We start from the raw sequence: 26081 nt of genomic DNA, 5'->3' as shown, positions 1-26081 counted from the left end.
GCGCGCCGCTGGGCTTGCCGGAGGCGGATTTCGCGCAAGCGCCGCGGAGAAGCCCCAGAAGCGGCCTCAGAGGCGCTGCGCGGCCCTGCGCGCGTGGTAGGCTGGTGCCGTGACCAGGCTCGGAGTGTCGGGGTTCGTCGTGCTTCTCACACTCGGGGGCTGCGTGACGGGCGAGCAAGGTGACGAGTCCGAGACCGAGGCGGGCGGCGGCCCCGACGCGGGCCCGGGAACGTCGACGACGACGACGGACGCGCAGACCTCGTCGCCGCCGACCACCAGCGGCACCACCGGCGAGGTCGCGGGCGAGTGCAGCTTGTGGATGCAGGACTGCCCGTCCGGCGCGAAGTGCGTGCCGTTCGACTCGACGGGCACCGGGGTGGTCGACAGCACGCGTTGCGTCGAGGTCGCGGAGCCCGCGGGCAAGGCGGGCGATCCTTGCACGGCCGAGGGGGGGATCGTCGGCATCGACGACTGCGATGCGGGCCTGCTGTGCTGGTTGCTCGACGCCGACGGCCACGGCACCTGCACGCCGATGTGCGAGGGCTCGCCGTCCTCGCCGTCGTGCGAGAGCGGGCTGGTGTGCGACGTGTCGACCGGCGGCCTGCTCATCCTGTGCCTCACGACCTGCAACCCGCTGGCACCGACCTGTCCGAACGGACAGATCTGCATCCCGAGCGCGGCGGGCGGCTTCGTGTGCGACGGCGACGTGAGCGGCGACGCCGGCTTCTATGGCGACCCGTGCGAGTTCCTCAACGTGTGCGACCCGGGCCTGCTGTGCACGTCGGGGCCGAACGTGCCGGGCTGCGGCACGCCGGGCTGCTGCACCGAGTTCTGCGACCTGTCGCTGGCGCAGTCGATGCCCGACATGTGCTCGGGTGCGCCGGAGCAGGAGTGCCTGCCGTTCTACGACGCCGGGCTGGCGCCGCCCGGGCTCGAAGAAGTCGGCCTGTGCGGGATCAAGCAGTAGCGAAGATGTCGATCCCGCGGGCCTGCAGGGCCTCGGCCGCCTCACGCACGGGCATGCGCGGCAGCTGCAGCGCCTCGTGGACGATCGCCTCGAGCTCGTCGAGGTCGCGGATCGGCGTGACGGTGGTGATGTTGTGATGGGTGGTGATGAGCCGGTTGTTGTCGATCTCGAGCACCCGGCTGGCGAAGAAGCGGATGATCTTGAGCCGACGCATGAAGTGGGCGTCGGGGGCGTTCGAGCGCTCGATCGCGGCGGCGAAGCCGTCGGGGGCGACGGGCGGCGGCTTGGCGATGTAGTTGTGGATCCGCGCGCCCTGGTGGAGCATGACGACCTCGACGGCCTCGCGGTGCGAGGCGTGGCGATCGAGGGCGTAGCCGAGGGCCCCGTGGGGGATCTGCAGCGGCAGCGAGTCGAGCGGGATCGGGTGGTAGAACGGCGCGCCGTAGCCGACGTCGACCAGGTGCAGCTGATCCTCGAAGCTCACCCGGCAGACCGCGTGGGCCCGCGGGACCCCGCCGGCGTCGGCGGCCAGCAGCTCGACGTCGTAGTCGAGGAACTGCAGCAGCGCGGCGAAGTGCGCGTTGAGGGCGTAGCAGGTGCCGCCCAGGTCTTGCTCGCCGATCCCGCGCAAGAACTCCTCGATCGGCGGGATCGCGTTGGCCGGCGCGTCGGCCGGACGCAGCAGCTTGGACACGTTCTCGAACGGGACCTTGATCAGGTGGCTGCTGACGAGCTCGTGGAGCCCGGGGTCACCGACCCACCCGAGGATCCCGAGGTAGCGGCGGAACAGGTCGTCACGGCGGCTGGTCGTCATGGCGGCACGTGGCATGGTAGCAGTATCCGCGGGCCCGCGCGCGCGTCGCGTCGGGGCCCCCCTTTGCTAAACTCACCCCCTCACGGGCCGCACCTGCGACCGAAGGCTTTTGGACATGAGCGCCTCCCAGACCTCCGCCCCCGCGCCCTCGACCTCCTCTCCTCGCCCCGCGGGCCCCGACGGCGCCGCCTCGCCGCGCCGGCTGCTGGAGAAGCTGAGCCCCGTCAGCGGCGCCCGCCTGGGCGAATTTCCCGTCGCCGACGAAGACGAGGTCCGCGCCGCGGTGGCCCGCGCGCGAGCGGCGTTCCCCGGCTGGCGCGACACGCCGCTGCCGGTCCGCGCCGAGGTCCTGGGCCGCGTGAAGCAGGTCCTGGCCGAACAGGGCGAGCACTACGCCCGCAAGATCAGCGAAGACACCGGCAAGCCGACCTTCGAGGCGACGATGACCGAGATCGGCGCGGTCCCGGTGCTGCTCGACTATATGTTGCGGCGCGCGCCGGTGCTGCTGCGCCGCCAAAAGGTGCCGACGCCGCTCATCCTGCCGGGCAAGTCGGCGTTCATCGAGCATTTCCCCCGCGGGGTCATCGGCATCATCTCGCCGTGGAACTTCCCGTTCCAGCTGGCGGTGGTGCCGGTGCTGTCGGCGCTGATCGGCGGCAACACCGTGGTGCTCAAGCAGTCGGAGATCACCCCCATCGTGGCCGGCGTGGTCGAGGACCTGTTCCGCCGGATCGGCCTGCCCGCCGGGGTGGTCGAGATCGTTCACGGGGACGGCTCGACGGGGGCGGCGCTGACGCGGGCCGAGGTCGACATGCTGTTCTTCACCGGCTCGGTGGCGACCGGCCGCAAGGTGATGGCGGCCGCGGCCCAGCGCCCGATCCCGGTCGAGCTCGAGCTCGGCGGCAAGGACGCGATGATCGTGTGCGCCGACGCCAACCTCGAGCGCGCAGCCGAGGCCGCGGTGTGGGGCGGGCTCGTCAACTGCGGCCAGGCCTGCGTGTCGGTCGAGCGCATCTTCGTGGTCGACGCGATCCACGACCGCTTCGTCGAGAAGGTGCGCGAGAAGGTGGCGCGGGTGACCGTCGGCGGGCCCGACGAGCAGGCCGACATGGGGCCGCTGACGTCGAGCGCGCAGCTCGGGATCGTCGAGCGCCACGTGAAGTCGGCGGTGGCCGCCGGGGCGAAGGTGGTGTTCGGCGGCGACAGGCTGCAGCGCCCGGGCCAGTTCTTCGCGCCGACGCTGCTCACGGGGGTGACGCCGGCGATGGAGATCTTCCGCGAAGAGACGTTCGGGCCGGTGCTGCCGGTGATCCGCGTGGCCGACGAGGACGAGGCGGTGCGCCTGGCCAACGCCAGCGAGTACGGGCTGGCCGGCAGCGTGTGGACGCAGGACATCGACAAGGGGCTGCGCCTGGCCTCGCGCCTCGAGTGCGGGCAGGTCTCGGTGAACGACGTGATCCAGTCGGTCGGCCACCCGGCGCTGCCGTTCGGCGGGGTGCGCTCGTCGGGGATCGGCCGCTACCACGGCGATCAGGGCATCCTGGCGTTCATGAACACCCGCGGCATCATGGTCGACCGCGGCTACTTGAACAGCGAACCGCTGTGGTACCCGTACGCGGGCAAGGTCTCGCACGGCTTCGAACTACTGAAGGGGATCACGACCCGCAGCCTGGGCAGCCTGGTCAAGGGCTTCCTCGGCCTCCGTAAGAAGATGACGCGTCCGAAGTGACAGGCGGGCGGCCCGGCCGCCTGTCCCGGAAGACAGGTCCGCGGCGCGGCGAGCGAGCCGCGGCGGTTGAAGATGCCGGGCCCGCCGGGTACCTTCGCCGGCGATGGCGTCACCGTCCGGGGCGAAGAAGGAGCAGTGGGGCACGCGCGTGGGCCTGGTGCTGGCGGTCGCAGGCAACGCAGTGGGCCTCGGCAACTTCCTCCGCTTCCCGGCCCAGGCGGCCCAGAACGGCGGCGGCGCGTTCCTGGTGCCGTACCTGATCTCGTTCGTGCTGATGGGCCTGCCGCTGCTGTGGGTCGAGTGGGCGATCGGCCGCCACGGCGGGCAGTACGGCCACCACAGCGCGCCGGGGATGTTCGCCCGCCTCGGCCGCTCGCGCTGGCTCAAGTACGTCGGCGTGTTCGGGCTGTTCACCAACCTGACGGTCGCGGCGTACTACTGCTACATCGAGTCGTGGACGCTGGCGTACGTGTGGCACTCGCTGCGCGGGACGTTCGAGGCGGTCTCGCCGAAGGTGTTCTTCCCCGAGTACCTCGGCACGACCAACGCCGACATCGCCGCGATCCCGTACGAGGCGGCCGGGTTCTTCCTCGCCACTCTGGCGCTCAACGTGTGGCTGTTGTCGCGCGGGCTGGTCCGCGGGGTCGAGCTGGCGGCCAAGATCGGGATGCCGCTGCTGCTCGGCTTCGGCGCCGTGCTGGCGATCAAGGGCCTGCTCCTCCAGCCGGGTGACCCGGGGGTGATCGAGAGCCCGCTGGTCGGCCTCAACTTCGTGTGGGAGCCGCAAGGGTCGGGCCTGCTCAACCCCAGCACGTGGATGGCGGCGGCCGGCCAGATCTTCTTCACCCTGTCGGTCGGGATGGGCTCGATCCACTGCTACGCGGCGTACCTGCGCGAGAAGGACGACATCGCCCTCAACGCGACGACGGCGGGCACGGTCAACGAGTTCGTCGAGGTGATCCTCGGCGGGTCGATCCTGATCCCGATCGCCACGGCCTACCTCGGCCTGGCGGCGGTGCAGGCGGCCACGGCCGGCGGCTCGGGCTTCGGCCTCGGGTTCCTGACGCTGCCGACGCTGTTCAATCAGTGGGGCTGGTTCGGACCGATCGCGGGGGCGATGTGGTTCGGGCTGCTGTTCTTCGCCGGCATCACGTCGTCGCTGGCGATGGGTCAGCCGGTGCTGGCGTTCCTGCAGGACGAGTTCAAGGTCCGCCGCGAGAAGGCGGCGCTGGGCTTCGGCCTGGCGACGCTGCTGCTCGGCGGCCTGGTGGTGGTGCTGTACCCGGGCGGGACGTTCGACGAGTTCGACTTCTGGACCGGGACGTTCTCGCTGATCGTGTTCGCGCTGGCCGAGGTGCTGATCTTCGGCTGGATCTTCGGCATCGACCGCGGTTGGGCCGAGCTCAACAAGGGCGCCGATCTGCGCCTGCCGGGCGTCTACAAGTACGTCATCAAGTACGTGACGCCGCTGTTCATCCTGGTGGTGCTGTTCGGCGCGATGGTCAAGCCGAGCGTGGCGTGGGGCGAGGCGGCGTCGCAGCTGCTGAGCACGGGCAGCTGGCCGTTCGCGGTCGACAGCGTGCTCGGCAAGCTGCTCCACGTCGGCGAGACCGGCGGCTACTTCGATGCGGCCGGCAAGATCACGCCGATGTTCGTCAAGGATCTGACGCGCGTGATCCTGCTGACCGTGTTCGCCCTGATCGCGGCGCTGGTGTGGCGGGCGTTCCGCGGCCGCAACATCGAGGCGAGCACGCGGCGCCCGGACGAGCAAGAAGGAGGTGCGTCGTGAGCACGAGCGCGTGGATCATGCTGAGCTGCACGTGGCTGCTGGTCGGGGGCCTGACGATCTATCTGATCGCCAAGGTGCTGCGCACGCCGCCGCGGCCGTGAACGGGCTGAAGTCGCGCGGCGCGAGGGCGTCGCCCGCGGCGGTTCAGGCGACGCCCGTTCGGCGGGTGCTCGGGCGCGGGATGAGCACGATGGACTTGCCGGGGTCGGCTGCGAGCGCCTGTTCGAAGGGACAGGCGGCATGTTCGAAGGGGCAGGTGAATCCGGCCGGGATCGTGCCGCGGGCGAGGGCGAGGCGGGCCTGCGGGTGGGCGCGGCAGATGTGAAAGGTGCGTTCGACGAGGAAGAACTGGACGCCGGTGTTGCTGATGAACTCGCACAGCTCCTGCTTCCACATGGCAGTCTCCGGCGCGTTCTCGGGGTCGACGTGGATGCCGTGGAGCTCGATCGGCAGCTCGTGCCACTCGGTCTTGCCGTCGACGATGGTGGCGTAGAAGGCGGTGTCCTCGGCGCGCTCGTCGTAGAGGGCGGTGAACTCGGACCGCGCGGCGTCGTCGAGGCCGGCCCACCAGGCCTCGATGGTGGCCAGGTGCTCGCGGGACAACAGGCGCGTGGCTGCGGGCGGGAGCTTCATCGCGGGCTCACGGGCCGAAGACGGTGCAGAGGAAGGGGCCGGAGCCGGGCAGGAGGCTGGCGGCGCACATCTTGGCCCACTCGTCGGGGCCGAGGGTGCCGGCGAACAGGCCCATGCAGTGCTCGCCGTTCTCGCTGCAGGGGAAGTCGCCTGGCTCGCAGGTCAGGTTGCCGAAGATCTGCTGATAGGCCTGCTTGAGCTCGGCGTCGGCGCCCGGGCACATGTAGACGCCGTCGCAGTGCATGCCCTGCTGGATCGGCGGCCTGGCCAGGCCGGCGCCGTCGAACTCGTCCGGGTTGCAGTGGTCGGCGGCGGCGCAGGCGAGGGCGCAGGCGGTGGCGGTGGGGAAGAACTTGTCGCAGTCGGGGGCGCAGTCGCAGCCGGAGCGCAAGGTGCAGTCGGTGCCGTCGAAGGCCCAGCCGAGCACGGTCTGACACGCGCCGTAGTCACCGGTGGCCGCGGCGCACTGCGGTTCGACTGCGCCGGTGTCGTCGGTAGTCGTGGTGCCGGGGCCGGTCGAGGTGGCAGCGGTCGAGGTCGCGGGCTCGGTGGTCGCGGTCGTGCCGGGCGAGGTCGAGGTCGACGTGGTGGTGGTCGTCGAGGTCGTCGGCGCCGAGGTCATGCTGTCGGTGCCGGTGCCACCGGTCGTGGTGAGGCCGCCGGTCGGTGCGGTGGTGCCGGTGGTGCTGCCTGTCGTGGTGGCCGTGGTGGTGGCCGTGCCGCCGGAGGTCTCGGTGGTGCCGGGTTCGCCGTTGCAGGCGAGCAGGGCGGCGAGGACGACGGCGAAGCCAAGCGAGCGCATGGCGAGGAGCGTAGGGCGACGCGGGTCACCAAGCAAGCGCAGCGCCGCGGACCGGGGACGGTGGTCGGGCGGAGGCAAGGGGGCGAGGTCGCCCATGAGATGTCCCTGGAGACATGTTCGAGGTCGCGGGCCCGGACGATTCGGACACCACGAGGGCGTGAGGTCGCAGCGGAGAGCCGGCGGGCTGCCGGCGGCCGGGTCGGCGCGTCCATGATTGGTGTGAATGGACATGTCTTTTAGGACATACCGAAAAGAGGCTTGCCATGCCAGTCCCAGCGCGCTGCGGACGGTCGGGAGCGCCGGCTCAGGAAGCGTGCGAGCAGGCGACGCGAGCAGGCGTGGCCGCTCGATGCGGCCCTAGCGAGTGAGTGCGCGAGAGCGACGGACCGCTCGCAGCGAGAGCAACGCCGTGCCGGGCTGAAGCCTCAGGCCCGCTCGAGCGAAGCGCTCGCGTCGCCACGATCGGAAGCAGGCTCAGGCCCGATCGAGGGGCGACGCGACGCCGGCGGCCTGGCGCAGCTCGCCGCGGACGAGCGCGGCGGCGAGGGCCTCGGTGTCGCCGCCGGGGCTGCGGTCGCCGGTCCAGGGCGGGACGTGGGCGCGGATCGCCGCGTGGACGCGCTGGAGCGGGGCGCTGGTCGGGTGCTTGCGCAGGTCGAGGGCGCGAGCGGCGGCGATCGCCTCGATGGCGAGCACGCGCGCGAGGTTGTCGACCACGCTGCGGAGCTTGCGGGCGGCGATAGGTCCCATGCTGACGTGGTCCTCCTTGCCGGCCGAGGTCGGGATGGTGTCGACCGAGGCGGGGAAGCTGAGCGACTTGCACTCGCTGGCCAGCGCGGAGGCGGTGACGTGGGCCATCATCAGGCCGCTCTCGACACCTGGCCTTTCGGCCAGGAAGGCCGGGAGGCCGCGCGAGGTCGCGGGGTTGAGCATGCGATCGGTGCGGCGCTCGCTGATGGTGGCGAGGGTGGTGAGCGCGGCGGTCATGTGATCGAGCGGGAGGGCGACGGTGCCGGCGTGGAAGTTGCCGCCGCTCAGGACGTCGAAGCCGCCGCCCTCGTGGGCGAGCACCAGCGGGTTGTCGGTGAAGCTGTTGAGCTCGATCTGCACCGCACCTGCGACGTAGGCGAAGGCGTCGCGCGCGGCGCCGTGGACCTGCGGCATGCAGCGCAGGGCGTAGGCGTCCTGGACCTCGCCGCAGTCCCTGTGCGAGGTGCCGAGCGAGGACTCGGCCAGCAGGGCGCGCGAGATCGCGGCGCTCTCGCGCTGGCCGGCGTGGGGCTTGCCGGCGTGGATCCGCGGGTCGGTGGCGGTGACCGTGCCGAGCAGGGCGTCGAGGCTGAGGCTGCCGAGGATGTCGGCGGCGGCGATCAGCTCGGCGGCGTCGCACAGCGCCAGGGCGCCGACGGCGGTCGTGACCTGGGTGCCGTTGATCAGGCTCAGGCCCTCCTTCGGGCCGAGGCGCAGCGGCGTCAGGCCGGCGCGCGCCAGGGCCTCGGCGCCGGGGATGATCTGTCCTTCGGACCAGGCGAGGCCCTCGCCGATGGCGACCAGGGCGAGGTGGGCCAGCGGGGCCAGGTCGCCGCTGGCGCCGACGCTGCCCTGGCACGGGACGACCGGGAGGACGTCGCGGGCCAGCATCTCGAGCAGGAACTGGGGGACCGCCGGCGACACGCCGCTGGCCCCGAGCGCGAGGGTGTGGGCGCGCAGCAACAGCAGCGCGCGCACGACGTCGGCGGCGAATGCCGGGCCGACGCCCGCCGCGTGGCTGCGCAGCAGGTTCTGCTGCAAGATCCCGAGCTCGTCGGGGGCGATCTTCGCGTCCGACAGGGCGCCGAAGCCGGTGTTGACGCCGTAGATGATCGCGCCGCCGGCCAGCGCCCGCTCGAGGTGATCCCGCGTCTGCTGCAGCTCGTCCCGCGCCTCGGTGGCGAGCGAGACGGCGGCGCGGCGGCGGGCAACAGCGTCCACGTCGCGCAGGGCAATCGTGTGGCCGATCACGACGGAAACAGGGCTCCCGGAGGTCATGGCGAGGGAGCCTACCCCCGACTTCGCCGAACCGCGTGCCGACCTGCCAGGGAGGTGCCGCACGCCGGAGACGTGCACGCCGCAGCGCACGCGGAGCGCGTCGGCTCGGTCGCACCGGCGGCCTCGGGCGCTCGCTCCAGCGGGTCGCGGCGAGGGCGCTCGGGCAGGTCCCTGTCTGCGTTGACCGCGCCGCGTCGCCCGCTTAGGCTGGGCCGGACATGAAGCGCTGCCCGGTCTGCGGCACGGAGTATCCCGTGTCTCAAGGCTTTTGCCCGATGGACGGCAACCCGTTGGCCGAGGACTCGAGCGGGCGCACGGCGCAGGACTGGCGGGCTCCTGCGCGGCCGCCCGAGAGCGCGCCCGCGGAGGCGCCGGCCCAGGTGGCGGACTCGCGCTCACCCGCGCGCACCGTGCTCGCGTTGCGCCCGCCCGTTGGGCCAGGTCCTCAGGGGCAGGTCCCAAAGGCCAGCAACGGCGGCGCGGCGGGGCTGCTCGAGGCGCCCGCCGCAGCGGCGGTGCCGGTCGACAAGCAGCTGCCGAACGGGGCGTTCTTCCCGGCGGGCGGGTTGTCGCGGCCGAAGAACGAGGCGCTGAAGGCCGCCCCGCCGGAGGAGGCGCTGGTCGGTCGCGTGCTCGACCAGCGCTACCGCATCGAGGAGCCGATCGGGTTCGGCGGCATGGGCGTGGTCTACAAGGCGCGCCACGTCATCATCGACAAGCCGCTGGCGATCAAGCTGCTGCGCCAGGAGCACGCGACGCAGGCCGACATCATCAAGCGCTTCTTGCTCGAGGCGCAGGTGGCGTCGCGGGTCAAGCACCCGAACATCGTCGACATCAGCGACTACGGCCAGATCCCCGGCGGCACCGCCTACTACGCGATGGAGTACCTGACCGGCGAGACGCTGGCGGCGCGCATCGATCGCTCCGGTCGGCTCGAGCCGCAGCTGGCGCTCGAGATCGCGGGCCAGATCCTGGCCGGGCTCAACGCGGCGCACACCAACAAGATCATCCACCGCGATCTCAAGAGCGAGAACATCTTCCTGTGCGACGGCCCCGAGGGCGGGTTGCAGATCAAGATCCTCGACTTCGGCATCGCCCGCGTGCGCGACAAGAAGACGCGGCTCACCGCCAACGGGGCGCTGATCGGGACGCCGGCGTACATGTCGCCCGAGCAGGCGCAGGGCCAGGACGCCGACGAGCGCTCCGACCTCTACGCGTTCGGCGTGATCCTGTTCGAGATGCTGGCGGGTCGCGTGCCGTTCAAGCTGGCGACGGTGGCGATGGTGCTGTCGGCCCAGATCTTCGACACGCCGCCGGGGCTGCGAGAGGTCGAGCCGGCGGGGCCAGATCTGCCGAACATCGAGCGCTTCATTCGCTTGCTGCTGGCGAAGAACCGCGACGAGCGGCCGCAGACCGCGGCCGAGGCGCACAGCCTGCTGAAGGCCGCGGCCGAGCTCGACTCGGCGCCCAACTCGGGGCGCGGGCGGCGACCGACGGTGACGCTCGGCTCGTGGGGCGTGGCCGAGGGCAACGCGCCGACCAGCGCGCGCGGCGAGACGCCGGTGCCGCCCGCGGTGCCCGAGTCGAGCGACGAGCTCGGCGACGCGGCGACGACCCGGGCGGTGTCGCCGTCGGGTCGCATCGAGCGGCGGCCCAGCGTGATCGTCCAGCACGGCACGCACGTCGAGCGGATCGCCGCTCCGCCGACGCGGGCGCAGACCGGAGAGATCCCAGCTCGCCCGCCGATCACGGGCCTGATGCCCGCGCCGCGAGCGGCGAGCAGCGGGCCGCCGACGCTGCTGATCGTCGCGGCCGCGGCGAGCATCGGCGCGGCGCTGACGGTCACGCTCTACAAGCAGTACTACCGCAAGCCGACGGTCGCGCCGCCGGCCGCGACGGCGCCGGCTGTACTGCCGCAGGCGCCGGAGCGGATCAACCTGACCTTCGAGTCCGATCCGCCGGGCGCGAAGGTGCTGCGCGACGGGGTCGAGGAGCTCGGCGTGACGCCGTTCGTGTTCGCGGTCGATCCCCAGGGGCCGCTCCGCCGATACGTGTTTCGCCTCGCAGATCACCAGGACACCGCCACCGAAGTCGCACCGGGCAAGTCTCACGAGAAGGTGCGCGTGGTCATGCGACCCCTGCCGCCTCCGGCGCCGCCGCCGAGCCCACCCGCGGAGCCGAGCCCGGCGGTCGTGGGCACTTCGGCGACCTCGACGTCGCCGACACCCGGGCCCCCCGATGCAAAGACGGGCATCAAACCGCCGAAGGGGAATGCCAAGCCGGGCACGACGTCCAAGACGCCGGCGCCGGACACAAGCCCGGCCCCTCAACCGGAGCAAAAGCCGGCGGAGCCTGAGGCGGACGAGAGCGACATCGGCGAGCTGAAGAACCCGTTTCCCAAGAAGAAGTGACGGGGCGATCGTGAGTCCGGGGGCCAGTGGCCCAGTACCCGGACCGGGTAGTAAGGTGGTAATCACGCGGGCGGCCGGAAGCATGGCGGACGTGTCAAGACAGGCAGCGACGATGATCTACGGCGGCGGTAGTTCGGAAGCTGTCTCTGGGGACAGCTCGGACGGCGCGCCGCCGATGGCCGCGATGGACGCCCCCGATCCGGCGTTGCCCGTGATCCCGCCGGCGCCCGACCTCACCGGTACGCTGCTCCTCGATCGCTACTGCTTGCTGCGCAAGCTCGGCGTCGGCGGCATGGGCACCGTCTACGAGGCCGAGCACGTCACGATCAAGAAGCGCTGCGCGATCAAGATCCTGAACCCCGAGTTCGCGCACCGCAGCGAGCTGGTCGAGCGCTTCCTGCAGGAGGCCCGCGCGGCCTCGATGATCGGCCACGAGAACGTCGTCGAGATCACCGACTTCGGCGCGACGCCGACCGGCTCGGTGTTCTTCGTGATGGAGATGCTGGTCGGCGAGGACCTGTCCGAGACGATCAAGCGCTCGGCGCCGCTGCCGTGGTCGCGCGTCGCCGGCATCACCATGCAGATCTGCCGCGCGCTGCAGGCGGCGCACGACAAGGGCATCATCCATCGCGACATGAAGCCGGAGAACTGCTTCCGCATCGAGCGGAGCGGCAACCCCGACTTCATCAAGGTGCTCGACTTCGGCATCGCCAAGCTGACCGGCGAGGACGGCAGCTCGGGCCGCCTGACCAGCACGGGGATGATCTTCGGCACGCCGACGTACATGTCCCCGGAGCAGGCCCAGGGCGAGCGGGTCGATCACCGCGCCGACGTGTACGCGGTCGGCGTGATCCTCTACGAGCTCGTCACCGGGAAGGTGCCCTTCACGGCCGACAACTTCATGGGGATCCTGACCAAGCACATGTTCGAGGATCCGCCGGCGCCCAGCGAGGTGGCGCCGGAGGCGGGGATCTTGCCCGAGGTCGAGGCGCTGATCCTGAAGGCGATGCAGAAGGACCGCGGGCTGCGGTTCCAGAGCCTGCGCGAGCTGATGGAGGCGATCCAGGACGTCGGCACCGACGCCGCCCCCGTGGTGGTGGTGCCCAACCGCGTCAGCCGGCCCAACACCGGTCCGACCCAGTTCCGCCCGCGCACCGCCCCGATCACCCTGCCCACCGTCGAGACGCCGGCGCGCCGCCGCAGCGGGGTGTTCGGCGTGGCCCTGGCGGTCGCGGCGATGCTCGGCGGCAGCGCGGTCGCGCTGTACGGCATGGGCGCGGCGGAGGCGACGGAACAACCTGTCCAAAAGGACACGCCCGAGCCGACGCAGCAGGTGGTGGTCGCCAAGCCGCCGCCGATCGAGACGCCGACGAAGGTCGACACGCCGCCCGTCAAGCCGCCCGATCCGCCGGCCGCGCCCGCGCCGGTGCGCGTGGTCCTGACCACCAACACGCCCGCCGAGGTGTTCGACGCCGCCGGCACCCAGCGCCTCGGGATGAGCGGCGACGTCGGTGTGGCCCTCGTCGGCGCCGGCCCGCACAAGCTGCTGCTGCGCGCGGCCCAGCACGAGGACCTGCTCGTCGAGCTCAAGGAGCCGACCGAGGGCCAGCGGTTCGAGTACACGCTCAAGCCCAGGGCCAAGAAGTCGAACGTCGCCAAGACGACCAAGCCGCCGAAGGACCCCGGCGAGAGCAAGAAGCCGGTCGAGACGACGCCGCCGCCGGCCGACAACCCGGGCAGCGGGACCAAGTTCGGGCTCAAGGATCCGTTCAAAAAAATGGGCGGCTGACGCTTCGGCCTGTCCGGGAGGACATGTCCGGAGGGGCATGACAGGCGCGGGGCGCGAGTCAGCGCGATCGCGGCGCGAACCCGAGGTGCGGGGGGCGTAAAACTCGGGCGGGCGCGGAGGTGCGAGCTCGCCCGCTCTGATTTTTCACGCCGTCGCAATTTTCGCGGCGGCCGCGGCGACTCCGTGGACATGCGAGAGGCAGCGGACGCGGGTCGACGGAGCAGCAGAGGGGGCTGTCGCGGCACAGGCAGCGCCTGTTCGTTCGTCCTGGCGGGGTCGCTCGCGCTCGGGTCCGTCGCCCCGGCGCGGGCGCAGCCGCCGGAGCCCGAGACCGTCGCACCGGGAGCGGAGCTGCAGCGCTGGCGAGCGAAGCGGCGCAGCCTGCAGATCGCCGCGGGGCTCTCCGGCGGGTTCATGGCGGCGACCTTCGTCACCGGCGCGAGCCTGCTGCTCTGGCTGGTCTGGCCGCGCCACTCGGACTGTTACGAATGCGGCGGCGACGCGTTCGGCGAGTCGATCACGACGATGGTCATGCTGCCCGTCGCCGGCGCGCTGGCGATCCCGACCGGGGTGTTCGGCGCGCGGCTGCGGCGCCACGAGCGGGAGCGTCCGAGCGCGCGGTTGCGGCTGCTGCCCGGCGGCCTGCAGATCCAGTTCTAGCGGACACGGCCCGGAGGACATGTCGACAAGGACATGGCGAAAAGGGCATGCCATGGAAGACATGCCCTCAAAGTCATGCCGCCCAGACCACGTCGGCGGCGCCGATCGTGAAGTCGAGCTCGGTGTAGAAGGTCGCCAGCGCGGGGACGCGGGCGCGCTCGGGGTCGCCGCCCTCGGCGCGCAGGCCGAGCTCGGACAGCAGGCCGGAGCGGCGCAAGATCCGTAGCTGCAGGGCGCCGGGGAGCTGCGCGGCCACGCGCGGGGCGCCCGCGCGGGTGCACGGGGCCTCGACGATCGCCTGGTAGCAGGCGCGGTCGCAGGCGGCGGCGTCGCGGTACTGCTTGAGGAACACCATCTTGAGGCCGCCTGTCCGAAGGGTCAGGGTGAGCGCGCGCAGCAGGCGGAGCTGGCCGACCAGGTCGACGCCGCGGCTGGCCAGCCAGGCCGGGTCGAAGCCGGAGCGCAGGGCATCGGCGAGCGAGCGGACGCGGCTGCGCGCGGAGCCGTCGAGGCGGGCGTCGATCAGCCGCTCCTCGCGCCAGGCGTCGCCGCGGCCGGCCGCGGGCGGCATCCAGGTGTCGACGCGCAGCTCGACGGCGCCGGTGGGCGCGCCGGGGAAGCCGAGGGTCGCCTGGCCTTTGGGGAAGCCGAGGACCTCGCGCCCGCCGAGGAGCGCCGCGCCGAGGTCGACCCAGAGGTACGGCATGTAGACGGCGACGCCGACGGGCGACAGCCGGCCGGCCCGCCGCTCGCACACCGCGACCGGGACGAGGAAGCCGAAGTCGCGCTCGGGGACCACGCCGGGCGCGTCGACGGCCGACAGGGCGTGGTTGTGCTGGGCGTAGAACACGGCCGAGGGGCCGAGCGGGAGGTAGCAGCGCTCGGGGTTGAGGCCGAGGTGACGCTCGCACAGGTCGGCGAGCCGCTCGGGCTCGGCCGACAGGACCGCGGCGTACATCGCGGTGGCCCGCGCCTCGTACGGCGGCGAGGTCGACTCGTTGAGCGCGCGCTGGATGTAGCGCGGCCGCTCGCGCGGGGGCGGGCGCAGGGCGGGGCGACGCGCGGCCAGCCAGTCGTCGTGCAGGGCGATCGCCTCGCCGCTGATCACCTGCGCCGCGCGGATGCCCGACATCGTCGCGCCCTCGACGCAGCCGAGATTCATCGGGTTGAGGGTCCAGTCGCCGCACAGCACGAGGTTGTCGTAGCCGGAGGCGCCGGCGTCGAGGCGGTGCACGGTGCTGCCGCGGATCGATCGCACGTAGCGGTCGGACGGGCTCAGGCACGGGCTGAAGTGCTGCCAGTCGAGTGGATCGGCGCCGTCGTCGGTGCTGACGAGCAGGCGGTGATCGAGGCCGCCGCCGGGCTTCTGCGCGGCCGGCCACAGGTGCGCGCTGCTGTCACGCAGGTGCTGCTCGACGAGCGTACGGATCCGCGTGGTCTGGCGCGCGCAGTAGCCGTCGGCGTCCTCGCGGCGGACCGGCGGCTCCTCGTTGTCGTCCATGGCCGCGGTGAGGTAGGCGCAGCTGGCCGCAGGGACATGTCCCAGAAAGCTCTCGCGCGGCAAGAGGTGGCTCATGTCGGCCCAGGTGTCGAGCGGCATGGCGTAGGGGATCATCACCGGCGGCGGCAGCTGCCAGCCGGTCGAGGCCAGGTCGCCGCGGAACCACAGCTGGGCCGAGGCGGTGTGGGTGGTCTTGACGGCGCGCACCATCGCCGCGAAGCCCGGGTTGCCGGCGTCGGCGATCAGCTCGGCGCACAGGGCAGGGACCGCGCCGAGGCCGATGCCGAGCAGGACGCGGTCGAAGTCGCGGCCGGCCTTGAGCACCAGCGGCTCGCGCGCGTCGGGCCACTGCGTGCCCCAGTCCTCGAGGTTCTCGCCGCTCTGCGCCAGGGCGTCGCCGCCCTCGAGCTGGTCGTAGAGCGGCTCGCTCGGCCAGCACTGCAGGCCCTTCACGTCGTAGAGCGGCTCGTACTCGCGGTCGTCCTTGATTGCGATCTGGCGCCCGAACACGACCTCGTCGACGCGGCTGCGATCGGCCGACAGGCGCAGCGCGTCGGCGCGGTGGAAGAAGCGGAACTTGACCCCGCGCGCGCGCAGCACCAGGTACAGCGGCGCGAACACGACGTCGCCCATGCCGGCCTGCATCTTGTAGAAGAGCGCGCCGCGGTAGGTGTAGAGCATGCGCAGGGTCCAGTGCAGGGCCGTGCCGGCGCCGATCTCCTGATCGGCCATGTAGGCCCCGGCGTAGACGCCCGCGACCGTGGAGGCGGCGACCGCCTCGTCGCTGGCGCCGTGACGACGCAGCCAGGCGCGGAAGTCCTCGTGGTCGAGGCGGAGCCAGTCGACGGCTGTCTCTTCGACCAGGCGGTCGGCGATCATGCCGCGGATCATCGCCAGGGTGACGTCGACGGCGGTCCAGGCGACGCGGAGGTCGGGCCGGCGCTCGAGCAGCGGGGCGCACAGGCGCCAGGTCGAGCGCGAGAAGGCGAGCAGGCGGCCGAGTAGGGCCTCGCGACGCACCACCAGCAGACCGTCGCCGGGGCGCCGGAGGAAGCCGCCGAGCTCGCCGAGCAGGCCGGCGACGCCGCGTCGCAGCAGGCGCAGGACGGCGCGATCGCTGCGCGCCGCCGCGGGGTTCTTCAGGAGTGGTTGCTCGTCGAACAGGTCGAGCAGGAAGGTGAGCATCTTCGGGATCAGCTCCGCGGGCGTCGGCGTGGCCGCGCCGAGGCCCGGGCGCTCGTGGTTGCGCGGGAACAGCAGCGGCTGGTGCTGCCACCGCCCGCCGCGCTGCTCCTCGAACACGACCAGCGAGTGGGGATGAAACGCTTCCTCGAGCGTCCGCAGCGGCGCGCCCTCGGGGCGGCCGAGCTCGTCGTAGCAGCGGCGCAGGACCGAGAAGGCGTTGTCGTAGAAGCCGTAGAAGAGGTGTAGGCCGTGCTCCTCGATGCGGTCGAAGCGCCTCTGATTGCGCCCGCTGGCCCCCTTGCCGCCGAGCCGATGGCCCATCTGATACACGGTGATGTCGTAGCGCTCGCGCCAATCTGGGCGCGTAGTCAGCTCGAAGGCCGTGGTGAGCGCCGCCATGCCCCCGCCGACGATCACGATCCGCTCGGGCTTTTTAAGTTCGATAACCATCGCCGAAGACAGCGGTGCGGCTCGGCCTCGTAGATCATCCGCGAGGCGCGCGAGGAAAGTCCGCTCGTCCGGCGCCGACCGCTCGCACCTCGCCGGCATTTGTCGGCGCGCAGCCGCTCGCGCATCGTCGAAGTTTAACTGGCACGATCGAAACTTCTCGCCGCGCCCGAGGTTCGTACCTGGCCCAAGCGAATCCGCGCGTCAAGCTCCTCGTTTAGGGGCTTGTCCCCAGAATGACCACCGGACCGGGCGTTTTCCATCGTTTTTAATGCAGGTGGATCCACTTAGTTTTTCCGCCGAACGCGGAATCACCCTGGTAGGGTGGCGGCATGCGTGACGTTCGTGCTTGGACCTGTCCTTTGGGCCTGGTCGTCTCCCTCTCGGCCCTCGGTTGCGGCGACAACGGCTCCACCACTGCCACCATCTCCGGGACGCAGGGCGGAGAGTCGATGACGAATCCGTCGACGTCGACGACGATGTCGACGCCGACGACCACCGACGGCGCGACCGCCACGGACAGCGCGTCGGGCACGATGGGCGACACGCAGGGGCAGACGACGACCTCGACCGGTACGCCGACGTCGACGAGCTCGCCGACCGGCACGACCACCGACGACACGAGCACGTCGACGGGCGTCAGCGCGACGGGCACGAGCACGAGCACCACGACGGGCACGACCGACCCGATCGACACCTCGACCAGCTCCGGCGGGAACACGACCGACCCGCTGCCGTGCCAGCCGGGCGAGACCGAGGGCATGGGCGACATCGAGAAGAGCTTCCTGTGGGTCGCCAACTCGGACCAGGGCACGATCTCGAAGGTGGACACGCAGGGCGTGGTCGAGCTGGCGCGCTACCGCAGCGGCCCGAACGGGGCCAACTACCTCGACAACCCGTCGCGCACCGCGGTCAGCATCGACGGCCGGTTCGTGGTCGTCAACAACCGCCAGTCGGGCTGGGTGACGATGATCGCGGCCAACCTCGAGGACTGCGTCGACAAGAACGCCAACGGGATGATCGATACGTCGCAGAACCCGGGCGACATCCTCCCGTGGGGCGGCGACGAGTGCATCCGCTGGTCGACGCAGCTGCCGATCCAGGCCGGCAACATCGGCGCCGGCCCGCGCGGCGTGACGTGGACGCCGGGCGACTGGGACATGAACACGTGCAAGTTCGTCGATCCGAAGGTGTGGGTCGGCTACCTGCCGCAGCAGTTCTCGACGGCGCACATGGCCCGCCTCGACGGCGAGACCGGCGTGGTCGAGGAGACGGTGACGATCCCCAACTGGATCCACGGCTGGCCCGACTACGGCCCCTACGGCGCGGCGCTCGACAAGGACCTCAACGTGTGGTTCACCGGCCTGCGCGGCGAGCTGTTCCGCATCAACACGCAGATGGGCAACACGCTCGACCGCTGGCTGCCGCCCGGCGGCGACCAGCTGTACGGCATGACCGTCGACCCCGACGGCGACCCGTGGTTCGGCAACTGCAGCGGCCCGGTGTCGACCTTCAACCCGATGAACAACCAGTTCACGAGCATCGCCGGCACCAACGCCTGCCACCGCGGGCTCGCGGCCGACAGGGAGGGCGCGGTGTGGGTGGCCAGCAACGGTCCGTGCGGGGTGGCGCAGATCGATCACGTGACCAACACGCTGATCCAGTTCCACACGCTCAACCCGTGCAGCACGCCGGTCGGCGTCAGCGTCGACGACGAGGGCTTCGTGTGGGTGGTCGACGAGTATACGGGGGCGTGGAAGATCGACCCGCTGAACCCGAACATGAAGCAGCATCTGCCGATCGCCAACGACCACTACACGTACAGCGACATGACCGGCGGGCAGCTCAAGAGCGTGGTCCTGCCGCAGTAGTCGTCGCGGCACGCGCTCGCGGCGCGTCTCGACATGTCTCGTGGGACATGCCGAGACGCGCGCGCGTGCGCATGGCGGCCGCGGATGCGCCGGCCGGACGGCCGGGCTCCGGGAGCTCCTGAGCTGTTTGTGGGCAGGTGGATCCACTCTAAATCTTGTTCCGTCGGCAGGTGGATCCGCTAGGTTGGTCGGCATGCACCTCTATCGGCTCTTCCCCTGTCTTTTAGGACTGGTCGTCGCGGCCTGCGGCGACGACACCACCACCTCCGCCAGCGAGGCCGGGCAGACGACGACGGCGACCACGCCGACGTCGACCTCGAACACGCCGACGACCACGCCGACCACCACCGCCGGCGACACGGACACGGACACGGCGTCGGGGACGGTCGGGGAGACGCAGGGGCAGACGACGACGACGGGGCCGACGTCGACGACCACGCCGAACACGACCAGCACGACCACCGATCCGGGCACGGCGACGGCGGTCGATCCGAGCACCACCAGCACGACGACGACCACCACCGCGGGGACGTCGGAGACGACCACGACGACGTCGACCACCGGCGATCCGCCGAACTGCATGCCGGGCGAGACCGAGGGCATGGGCGACATCGAGAAGAGCTTCCTGTGGGTCGCCAACACCGATCAGGGCAGTATCTCGAAGGTCGACACGCAGGGCGTGGTCGAGCTGGCGCGCTACCGCAGCGGGCCGAGCGGCGGGACCGAGAGCCCGTCGCGCACGGCGGTCAGCGTCGACGGCCGCTTCGTCGTCGTCAACAACCGCGGCACGGGCCGGGTGACGATGATCGCGGCCAACGTCGACGACTGCAAGGACAAGAACGGCAACGGAATGATCGACACGTCGCAGACCCAGGACGACCTCCGGGCCTGGGACAGCGACGAGTGTGTGATCTGGTCGTCGGTGCTGCCGTTCAAGGGCGATATCGGCGCCGGCCCGCGCGGGGTGACGTGGACGCCCGGCACCTGGGACATGAACCTGTGCCAGTTCGTCGATCCGAAGGTGTGGGTCGGCTACCTGCCGGTGCAGGCCGCGACGGCCCACATGGTCCGCTTCGACGGCATGACCGGCGTGGTCGAGGAGACGGTGACGATCCCCAACTGGCTGGTCGGCGACACCTCCTGGGGCCCGTACGGCGCGGCGCTCGACAAGAACCTCGACGTGTGGTTCTCCGGCCTGCGCGGCGAGCTGTTCCGCCTCAACACCGCGCAGAACCCGGTGACGGTCGATCGCTGGACGCCGCCGTTCAACCTGCAGTTCTACGGGATGACGGTCGACCCCGACGGCGACCCGTGGTTCGGCGGCAACTGCGGCCCGGTGTCGACCTTCGATCCGGACACGCAGCAGTTCATCGCCGTGCCGGGGACCGAGAACGGCTGCTACCGCGGGCTCGCGGCCGACAAGGACGGGCACGTGTGGGTGGCCGACAACGGGACCTGCGGGGTGGTGCAGATCGATCACGTGACCAACACGATGATCCAGTTCCACACGCTCAACCCGTGCGGGACGCCGGTCGGCGTCAGCGTCGACGACGAGGGCTTCGTGTGGGTGGTCGACGAGTGGGTCGGCGGCAACGGCGGCGGGGCGTGGAAGATCGACCCGCTGAACCCGAACATGAAGCAGTTCCTGGCGATCGCCAACGACCACTACACGTACAGCGACATGACCGGCGGGCAGCTGAAGAGCGTGGTCCTGCCGCAGTGAGGCGCGGCGACGGGCCTGTCCGAACGGTCAGGTCCGTCACGCGGGCGCGGCGGCGATTCGGATGTCCGAAGAGACATGCCGCTCGCGGCCCGCGGATGGCCGGAAGCGGCGCTCGAGGCCGTCGAAGCGGCAGCTCCGCGATCACTCGGCCTCGCCGAGGATCTCGCGGACCTTGGCCTGGGCCAGGTAGCCGCGGCGCAGGTCCTCGTCGCGCAGGCCCTCGAGGCGGGCGCGGACGGCCGCGGCGGCGTCGGCGAGCAGGGAGGAGGACTCGGCGGGGCGGACGTCGGCCAGCAAGCGGCCGAGGTGGTGGATCGACAGCACCCCGTCGATCGGCGCCGCGCCGGCGCGGACCAGCGCGACGGCCTCCTCCTCGAGCGCGCGCGCGGTCGCGAGGTCACCTGCGCGTTCGGACAGGCGCGAAAGGACATGCAACGCGCGACAGGTGGCCGTGCGCAGGCCGAGGCCGCGGGCGCGGGCGAGCACGTCCTCGGCCAGGGCGCGGGCCTCGTCGAGGTCGGCCGGCCCGCCGTCGAGCAGGGCGCGGGCCAGGCGGGCGCGGGCGCGCAGCTCGGTGCGGGCGTCGCCGCGGGCGGCGGCCATGTCGGCCGCGTGCAGCAGGAGCGCCCGCGCGGCCTGGACGTCTCCGTGCTCGGCCGAGACCTCGCCGAGGTTGACCACGACCTCGACGAGCAGGCCAGGGTGGCCGATCGCCTCGTGCAGCTCGAGCGCCTTGCGGAGGTAGCGCTCGGCGCGGCGGTAGAGGCCGATCGCGGTGTAGACGATGCCGAGGTTGGCCAGCTTGGTGCCGGTCGCCGCGCGGTCGCCGAGGTCGCGGTCGACCTGCAGCGCGGCGCGGAAGTAGTCGACGGCCTCCTGGTAGCGGGTGCCGCGGCCGGCGACCTCGCCGAGGCTGTTGAGCGCCTCGCCCTCGAGCCGCAAGAGGCCTGTCTTTTGGGCCAGGTGTAGCGTGGCCTCGAAGTTGACGACGGCCTCGGCCAGGCGGCCCTGCGCCAGCTGGGACCGGCCGAGCGCGGCGTGGAGGCGGCAGCGCTGGGCCGCGGCCTCGGGCGGGCAGTGGGCCAGGCCGGCGGCGGCGAGGCGCTCGGCCTCCTCGGGCCGGTCGCGCGCGAGCATCAGCGCCGAGCCGAGCTCGCCGACGAGGGCCCGGTGCGGGTCGGCGTCGGGCAGCGACTCGGTCTGCCGGGCCAGCCGCGGGAACAATTGCTCGGCCCGCTGGATGCGGCCGCAGTCGAGGTAGAAGCGGAGCAGGCGGCCGAGCGCGTACACCTCGCGCTCGTTGTTGCCGAGCGCGAGCCGCAGGAGCGCCCGCAGATCGGCGCCCTGGGCCCGCCGGCGGCCCCACGCGGCCAGGATCGCCTCGCGCTCGCGCAGCGCGTCCCAGGCCCGCGGATCGGCGTCCGACCGCATCGACCGCAGCGCCAGCGACAGGTAGTAGTAGGCCTCGACGTTGCCGGCGACGTCGCGGGCGAACCGGGCCGCGCGCAGGGCCGGCTCGATCGCCGCCTCGGGCCGGCGCGCCTGGGCCCAGTGATCGGCGATCGGGCCGTCGTCGCGGCCGGCCTGGTAGTCGGCGCGCGCGGCCTTCAGCTCGGCCGCCCGCGCGTGCATGGCTTCACATGTCCCCGGGGCCAGGTTGGCGCGGGCCACCTCGTGCAGGCTGAGGGTGGCGAACCGGGCCGCCGGCGGCGCGCCGGCGGGCAGGGGCGGGCGCTCGAGCAGGCCGGCGTCGACCAGCGCGGCCAGCGGGGCCGCGAGCTCGGCGACCGGGTGCGCGAGCAGGGCCGCGAGCTCGCCTGTCCGAAAGGTCAGGCCGAGCACGGCCGCGCCGTCGATCAGCGCGCGCACCTCGGGGTCGAGCGCGTCGAGGCGGGCCAGCAGGGCGTCCTCGACGCTGGGCGGGACGTCGATGCGAGCGCCGCGCTGGTGCACGCGCCACAGCCGGCCGTCGTCGCCGGGGCCGATCACGCCGCGGCGCAGCAGGTCGGCCAGGGTCTCCTCGATGAACAGCGGGTTGCCGCCGGTGCGGGCGACGATCGCCGCCGCCAGCTCCTCGGCCTCGGCGGGGTCGTCGAAGCGGCGGACCACCAGCTCGCGGCGGGCGTGGTCGTCGAGCTCGCGCAGCTCGATCGTGTGGACCCGCGGCATCGCCCGCAGCTCGTCCGCGCGGGGGCCGGGGCGGGCGGTGGCGAGGCCCATCAGCGGCAGGCTGTGCGGCTCCTGCAGCCACTCGCGCAGCAGGCCGGCGCTGTGGGCGTCGACGTAGTGCAGGTCCTCGACCACCACCAGCACCGGGCGGCGCTGGGCGAGGGCGCGGATCAGCCGGCGGATCGGCCGCCACAGCCGCTCGCGCCGCGACTGCGGATCGGTGGCGACTTCGCTGTCCGAACGGGCATGTGCGATCGTTCCTGTCCCGGGGGACACGCCGAGCGCGCGCGCGAGCGCCTGCGCCAGCTCGCCGGCGCCGACCACCCGCTCGCTCACGAGGCGCGACTCGATGTCGGCGGCGCTCGTGTCCGGGCCGGCGTCGAGGAACTGGCGCAGCATCTCGTGGAACACCCCGAGCGGGACGTTGCGCCGGCGCCACTGGCCGCGCGCGCGCAGGACGACGCAGCCGCCGCGGGGCAGGGCGGCGAGGAAGCGGTCGAGCAGGGCGCGCTTGCCGATCCCGGGCCCGCCGACGACCAGCACGGTGCGCGCGACCCGGGCGCGGATCGCCTCGGCGAAGTTGTCGCGCAGCAGCTTGAGCTCGAGCTCGCGGCCGTACAGCGGCTGGCGCCCGCCGACGGTCACGAGCCGCGGCGCGACCACCGGACCGAGCAGCGGCGCGGCCTGGGCCAGGGCGCTGGCCCACGGCGGCAACACCCCGCCGGTCAGGTCGACGGCGCGACGCGGGCGCACGACCTCGATCGCCCGCGGCGGGCCGAACTGCCACGAGGCGCCGAGGCGGGCCGCCAGGTCGCCGGCGACCAGCACGGGCCCGTCGAGCACGCCGTCGGCCATGGCCTGCAGGTGCCGCCGCAGGTCGTGCCCGACCTCGACCGTCGGCATGCCCTCCGGGACATGTCGGATCGGCAAGGGCGCCGCGGCCAGGACCACGCCGATCTGGTGCCCGGGCGCGGCCTCGCTGGCGGCCTCGCGCAGCGCCAGCGCGGCCCGCAGCGCGGCCTCGTCGACGTCGCCGGGGTCGAGCACCGCGCCGAACACCAGCAGCAGCCCGCGCGGCCCGAGCTCGCACACCTGAGCGTCGCGCTTGTAGGCGATGTCGCGGGCCAGCGCGTAGAACCGCGCCGGCTCGGCCGGGAGCTCGGCGCCGGGGGCCGGGGCCAGCGCGGCCTTCAGCAGGACGACCCGGCGGACCTCGGGCCGCGGCGGCGCGTGCAGCTGCGACTGCGAGCCCTCGATCTCGCGCGTGACCTCGGCGTCGCCGGACCCGCGCGAGAACAGCGGATCGGGCACGCGCGCGGCGACGAAGGCCGACAGCACCTCGTCGTCGACGACCGGATCGGCGCGGTGAAGGAACGCCGAGAGCGCGCTCTGCATGGCCCGGGCGCTGTCCCAGCGCTCGCTCGGCTCGCGCGCGAGGGCGCGGTCGACCACCGCCGCCAGCTCCTCCGGGACCTCCGGCGCGACGCGGCGAAGCGGCGGCAGCGGCCGGGTGCGGACCTGCTCGAGCGCGGCCATGCGGTCGGCGTCGCGGAACACCAGCTCGCCGATCAGGAGCTCGTAGAGGACCACGCCGAGCGAGTAGATGTCGGAGCGGGCGTCGAGCGGCCAGCCGTTGGCCTGCTCGGGCGACATGTACGCGATCTTGCCCTGGATCGTGCTGTCCTCGGCGCCGCCGTTGCGCCGCGCTCGCGCGGCCGTGCGAGCGATCCCGAAGTCGAGGATCTTCACCGTGCCGGCGAGGCTGAGCATGATGTTGTGCGGGCTGATGTCGCGGTGGACGATCGCCAGCGGCCGGCCGAAGTCGTCGCGCTTGGCGTGCGCGTAGGCGAGGCCGGCGGCGACCTGGTGGGCGATGTACGCGGCGATGACGATCGGCACGCGCTCGCCTCGCTGGCCGACCAGCCGGACCATGCGCATGAGGTCGACGCCCTCGACCAATTCCATCGCCAGGTAGAAGGCCCCGCCGACGCGGCCGAAGTCGAACACCTGGACGATGTTGGCGTGGTTGAGCCCGAGCGCGACCTCGGCCTCGGCGACGAACATCCGCATGAACTCGGGCTGGTCGGCGACGTCGCTGCGGATCTTCTTGATGACGACGCGCTTCTTCAGCCCCTCGGCCACGCCGGCCTCGGCGAGGAACACGTCGGCCATGCCACCCTCGCCGATCCGCTGGATCAGGGTGTAGCGGCCGAAGATCTGCGGCGTCATGGGCACGAGCGCGCGCAGTGTAGCAGCCCGCGAGTTTCGCCCGGCGCGCCGAGCCCGTGAGAGTTCGGGGCGCACGCACCTTCGCGCGCCGGATCACGGCCGCGCATGGCGGCCCGTGTCGGCCGCTGTCGGTGCGCCGCGGCGCTCTATTAAACGCAGAAACGACCCCGAGGGGCCGTTTGCAGCCGACTGGGCGGCGGGAGCGAGCGGCGCTCAGAAGGTGACGACGGTGCGGATCGACTCGCCGTGGTGCATGAGGTCGAACGCGTCGTTGATCTTCTCGACCGGCAGGACGTGGGTGATGAGGTCGTCGATGTTGATCTTCTTGTCCATGTACCAGTCGACGATCTTCGGCACGTCGCGGCGACCCTTGGCGCCGCCGAACGCGGAGCCCTTCCAGACGCGGCCGGTGACCAGCTGGAACGGCCGCGTGCTGATCTCTTCGCCGGCGCCCGCGACGCCGATGATCACCGAGGTGCCCCAGCCCTTGTGACAGCACTCGAGCGCCTGCCGCATGACGGTGACGTTGCCGACGCACTCGAACGAGAAGTCGGCGCCGCCGCCGGTCAGGTTGACGATGTGGGGCACGAGCTCGGCCGACGGGATCTGGCTGGCGTCGACGAAGTGGGTCATGCCGAAGCGCTCGGCGATCGCCTTGCGGCCCGGGTTGAGGTCGACGCCGACGATCATGTTGGCGCCGACCATGCGCGCGCCCTGGATGACGTTGAGGCCGATGCCGCCGAGGCCGAACACCACGACGTTGTCGCCGGGGCGCACCTTGGCGGTGTTGATGACCGCGCCGACGCCGGTCGTCACGCCGCAGCCGATGTAGCAGACCTTGTCGAACGGGGCGTCCTCGCGGATCTTGGCGACCGCGATCTCGGGCAGCACGGTGTAGTTCGAGAACGTCGAGCAGCCCATGTAGTGGAACAGCTTCTGGCCGTCGATCGAGAACCGGCTGGTGCCGTCGGGCATCAGGCCCTGGCCCTGGGTCGAGCGGATCGCCTGACACAAATTGGTCCTTTCGGACAGGCAGAACTTGCACTGGCGACACTCGGGCGTGTAGAGCGGGATCGCGTGGTCGCCCTTCTTCACCGACGTCACGCCGGGGCCGACGTCGACCACCACGCCGGCGCCTTCGTGGCCGAGGATGGTCGGGAACAGCCCCTCCGGGTCCTTGCCGGACAGGGTGAAGGCGTCGGTGTGGCACACCCCCGTCGCCTTGATCTCGAGCAAAACTTCGCCGGCGCGTGGTCCTTCGAGATCGACGGTCTCGATCGAGAGGGGGGCGCCGGCACGATGAGCGACTGCAGCCTTGACCTTCACCCGGGCAC

The 26081-nt window shown here is 72.0% G+C and carries 16 protein-coding genes; 8 read left to right on the top strand and 8 right to left on the bottom strand.

Annotation, left to right across the window (positions count from 1 at the left end; translation table 11 throughout):
* Nucleotides 1-109 precede the first annotated feature (109 nt).
* Entirely contained in the window at nt 110-967 is an 858-nt protein-coding gene (locus O0S08_RS23695) for a hypothetical protein (RefSeq protein ID WP_269041503.1), read from the top strand.
* Here O0S08_RS23695 and O0S08_RS23690 read toward each other — a convergent pair.
* A complete protein-coding gene (locus tag O0S08_RS23690) occupies nt 957-1796 on the bottom strand; it encodes an arylamine N-acetyltransferase (protein WP_269041502.1) in 840 nt (279 codons plus the stop codon). The two genes, O0S08_RS23695 and O0S08_RS23690, sit on opposite strands and share 11 nt — an antisense overlap.
* 100 nt (nt 1797-1896) lie before the next feature.
* On the opposite strand from O0S08_RS23690, the gene O0S08_RS23685 reads away from it, so the two are divergent.
* Nucleotides 1897-3510: an aldehyde dehydrogenase family protein gene (locus tag O0S08_RS23685; protein WP_269041501.1), complete on the top strand. Its 1614-nt coding sequence runs from the start codon at nt 1897-1899 to the stop codon at nt 3508-3510.
* 103 nt (nt 3511-3613) lie between these two features.
* Nucleotides 3614-5299 carry a sodium-dependent transporter gene (locus O0S08_RS23680; RefSeq protein WP_269041500.1) on the top strand — a complete coding sequence of 562 codons (1686 nt, stop codon included), beginning with the start codon at nt 3614-3616 and terminating at the stop codon, nt 5297-5299.
* A gap of 144 nt (nt 5300-5443) precedes the next feature.
* On the opposite strand, the gene O0S08_RS23675 is transcribed toward O0S08_RS23680, so the two are convergent.
* The 3 genes from O0S08_RS23675 to hutH all read right to left on the bottom strand — a co-directional run bounded on the left by O0S08_RS23675 (nt 5444) and on the right by hutH (nt 8762).
* Nucleotides 5444-5932: a hypothetical protein gene (locus O0S08_RS23675; RefSeq protein WP_269041499.1), complete on the bottom strand. Its 489-nt coding sequence runs from the start codon at nt 5930-5932 to the stop codon at nt 5444-5446.
* A gap of 7 nt (nt 5933-5939) precedes the next feature.
* Nucleotides 5940-6734, bottom strand: coding sequence for a hypothetical protein (locus O0S08_RS23670; protein WP_269041498.1), 795 nt, complete (start codon nt 6732-6734; stop codon nt 5940-5942).
* A 474-nt stretch (nt 6735-7208) separates the two neighbouring features.
* On the bottom strand, nt 7209-8762 hold the full coding sequence (gene hutH, locus O0S08_RS23665; protein ID WP_269041497.1) for a histidine ammonia-lyase: 1554 nt from the start codon (nt 8760-8762) through the stop codon (nt 7209-7211).
* A gap of 218 nt (nt 8763-8980) precedes the next feature.
* Here hutH and O0S08_RS23660 point away from each other — a divergent pair, with 218 nt between their 5' ends.
* From O0S08_RS23660 to O0S08_RS23650, 3 genes are all read left to right on the top strand, one after another.
* Entirely contained in the window at nt 8981-11173 is a 2193-nt protein-coding gene (locus O0S08_RS23660) for a serine/threonine-protein kinase (protein ID WP_269041496.1), read from the top strand.
* A 91-nt stretch (nt 11174-11264) separates the two neighbouring features.
* Complete coding sequence (locus tag O0S08_RS23655) at nt 11265-12962, top strand: serine/threonine protein kinase (protein WP_269041495.1); 1698 nt, start codon at nt 11265-11267, stop codon at nt 12960-12962.
* A gap of 189 nt (nt 12963-13151) precedes the next feature.
* Nucleotides 13152-13622: a hypothetical protein gene (locus O0S08_RS23650; RefSeq protein WP_269041494.1), complete on the top strand. Its 471-nt coding sequence runs from the start codon at nt 13152-13154 to the stop codon at nt 13620-13622.
* Nucleotides 13623-13695: 73 nt separating this feature from the next.
* Here O0S08_RS23650 and O0S08_RS23645 read toward each other — a convergent pair whose 3' ends face one another.
* Entirely contained in the window at nt 13696-16758 is a 3063-nt protein-coding gene (locus tag O0S08_RS23645) for an NAD(P)/FAD-dependent oxidoreductase (RefSeq protein ID WP_269041493.1), read from the bottom strand.
* Nucleotides 16759-17087: 329 nt separating this feature from the next.
* On the opposite strand from O0S08_RS23645, the gene O0S08_RS23640 reads away from it, so the two are divergent.
* On the top strand, nt 17088-18626 hold the full coding sequence (locus O0S08_RS23640; RefSeq protein WP_269041492.1) for an NHL repeat-containing protein: 1539 nt from the start codon (nt 17088-17090) through the stop codon (nt 18624-18626).
* A gap of 201 nt (nt 18627-18827) precedes the next feature.
* On the opposite strand, the gene O0S08_RS23635 is transcribed toward O0S08_RS23640, so the two are convergent.
* On the bottom strand, nt 18828-19208 hold the full coding sequence (locus O0S08_RS23635) for a hypothetical protein (protein ID WP_269041491.1): 381 nt from the start codon (nt 19206-19208) through the stop codon (nt 18828-18830).
* Between O0S08_RS23635 and O0S08_RS23630 the strand changes: the two genes are divergently transcribed.
* Entirely contained in the window at nt 19207-20349 is a 1143-nt protein-coding gene (locus tag O0S08_RS23630; RefSeq protein WP_269041490.1) for a lyase, read from the top strand. The genes O0S08_RS23635 and O0S08_RS23630 overlap by 2 nt on opposite strands.
* A gap of 141 nt (nt 20350-20490) precedes the next feature.
* Here the strand turns inward: O0S08_RS23630 and O0S08_RS23625 are convergent, their stop codons facing one another.
* Both O0S08_RS23625 and O0S08_RS23620 read right to left on the bottom strand, forming a co-directional pair.
* A complete protein-coding gene (locus tag O0S08_RS23625) occupies nt 20491-24747 on the bottom strand; it encodes a serine/threonine-protein kinase (protein ID WP_269041866.1) in 4257 nt (1418 codons plus the stop codon).
* A gap of 213 nt (nt 24748-24960) precedes the next feature.
* A complete protein-coding gene (locus tag O0S08_RS23620) occupies nt 24961-26073 on the bottom strand; it encodes an S-(hydroxymethyl)glutathione dehydrogenase/class III alcohol dehydrogenase (RefSeq protein ID WP_269041489.1) in 1113 nt (370 codons plus the stop codon).
* Nucleotides 26074-26081 lie beyond the last annotated feature (8 nt).

Origin of the sequence: Nannocystis punicea, assembly GCF_026965555.1 — a bacterium.
GTDB classification, from domain to species: Bacteria; Myxococcota_A; Polyangia; order Nannocystales; family Nannocystaceae; genus Nannocystis; species Nannocystis punicea.
Note: the sequence above shows the minus strand (reverse complement) of the source record. Positions and strands in the feature narration are given on the sequence as shown.

Excerpts from the sequence above, each read along its gene's own strand:
- O0S08_RS23690 (WP_269041502.1), bottom strand. The coding sequence starts at position 1,796 with ATGCCACGTGCCGCCATGACGACCAGCCGCCGTGACGACCTGTTCCGC.
- O0S08_RS23685 (WP_269041501.1), top strand. The coding sequence starts at position 1,897 with ATGAGCGCCTCCCAGACCTCCGCCCCCGCGCCCTCGACCTCCTCTCCT.
- O0S08_RS23680 (WP_269041500.1), top strand. The coding sequence starts at position 3,614 with ATGGCGTCACCGTCCGGGGCGAAGAAGGAGCAGTGGGGCACGCGCGTG.
- O0S08_RS23675 (WP_269041499.1), bottom strand. The coding sequence starts at position 5,932 with ATGAAGCTCCCGCCCGCAGCCACGCGCCTGTTGTCCCGCGAGCACCTG.
- O0S08_RS23670 (WP_269041498.1), bottom strand. The coding sequence starts at position 6,734 with ATGCGCTCGCTTGGCTTCGCCGTCGTCCTCGCCGCCCTGCTCGCCTGC.
- hutH (WP_269041497.1), bottom strand. The coding sequence starts at position 8,762 with ATGACCTCCGGGAGCCCTGTTTCCGTCGTGATCGGCCACACGATTGCC.
- O0S08_RS23660 (WP_269041496.1), top strand. The coding sequence starts at position 8,981 with ATGAAGCGCTGCCCGGTCTGCGGCACGGAGTATCCCGTGTCTCAAGGC.
- O0S08_RS23650 (WP_269041494.1), top strand. The coding sequence starts at position 13,152 with ATGCGAGAGGCAGCGGACGCGGGTCGACGGAGCAGCAGAGGGGGCTGT.
- O0S08_RS23645 (WP_269041493.1), bottom strand. The coding sequence starts at position 16,758 with ATGGTTATCGAACTTAAAAAGCCCGAGCGGATCGTGATCGTCGGCGGG.
- O0S08_RS23640 (WP_269041492.1), top strand. The coding sequence starts at position 17,088 with ATGCGTGACGTTCGTGCTTGGACCTGTCCTTTGGGCCTGGTCGTCTCC.
- O0S08_RS23630 (WP_269041490.1), top strand. The coding sequence starts at position 19,207 with ATGCCGGGCGAGACCGAGGGCATGGGCGACATCGAGAAGAGCTTCCTG.
- O0S08_RS23635 (WP_269041491.1), bottom strand. The coding sequence starts at position 19,208 with ATGCAGTTCGGCGGATCGCCGGTGGTCGACGTCGTCGTGGTCGTCTCC.
- O0S08_RS23625 (WP_269041866.1), bottom strand. The coding sequence starts at position 24,747 with ATGACGCCGCAGATCTTCGGCCGCTACACCCTGATCCAGCGGATCGGC.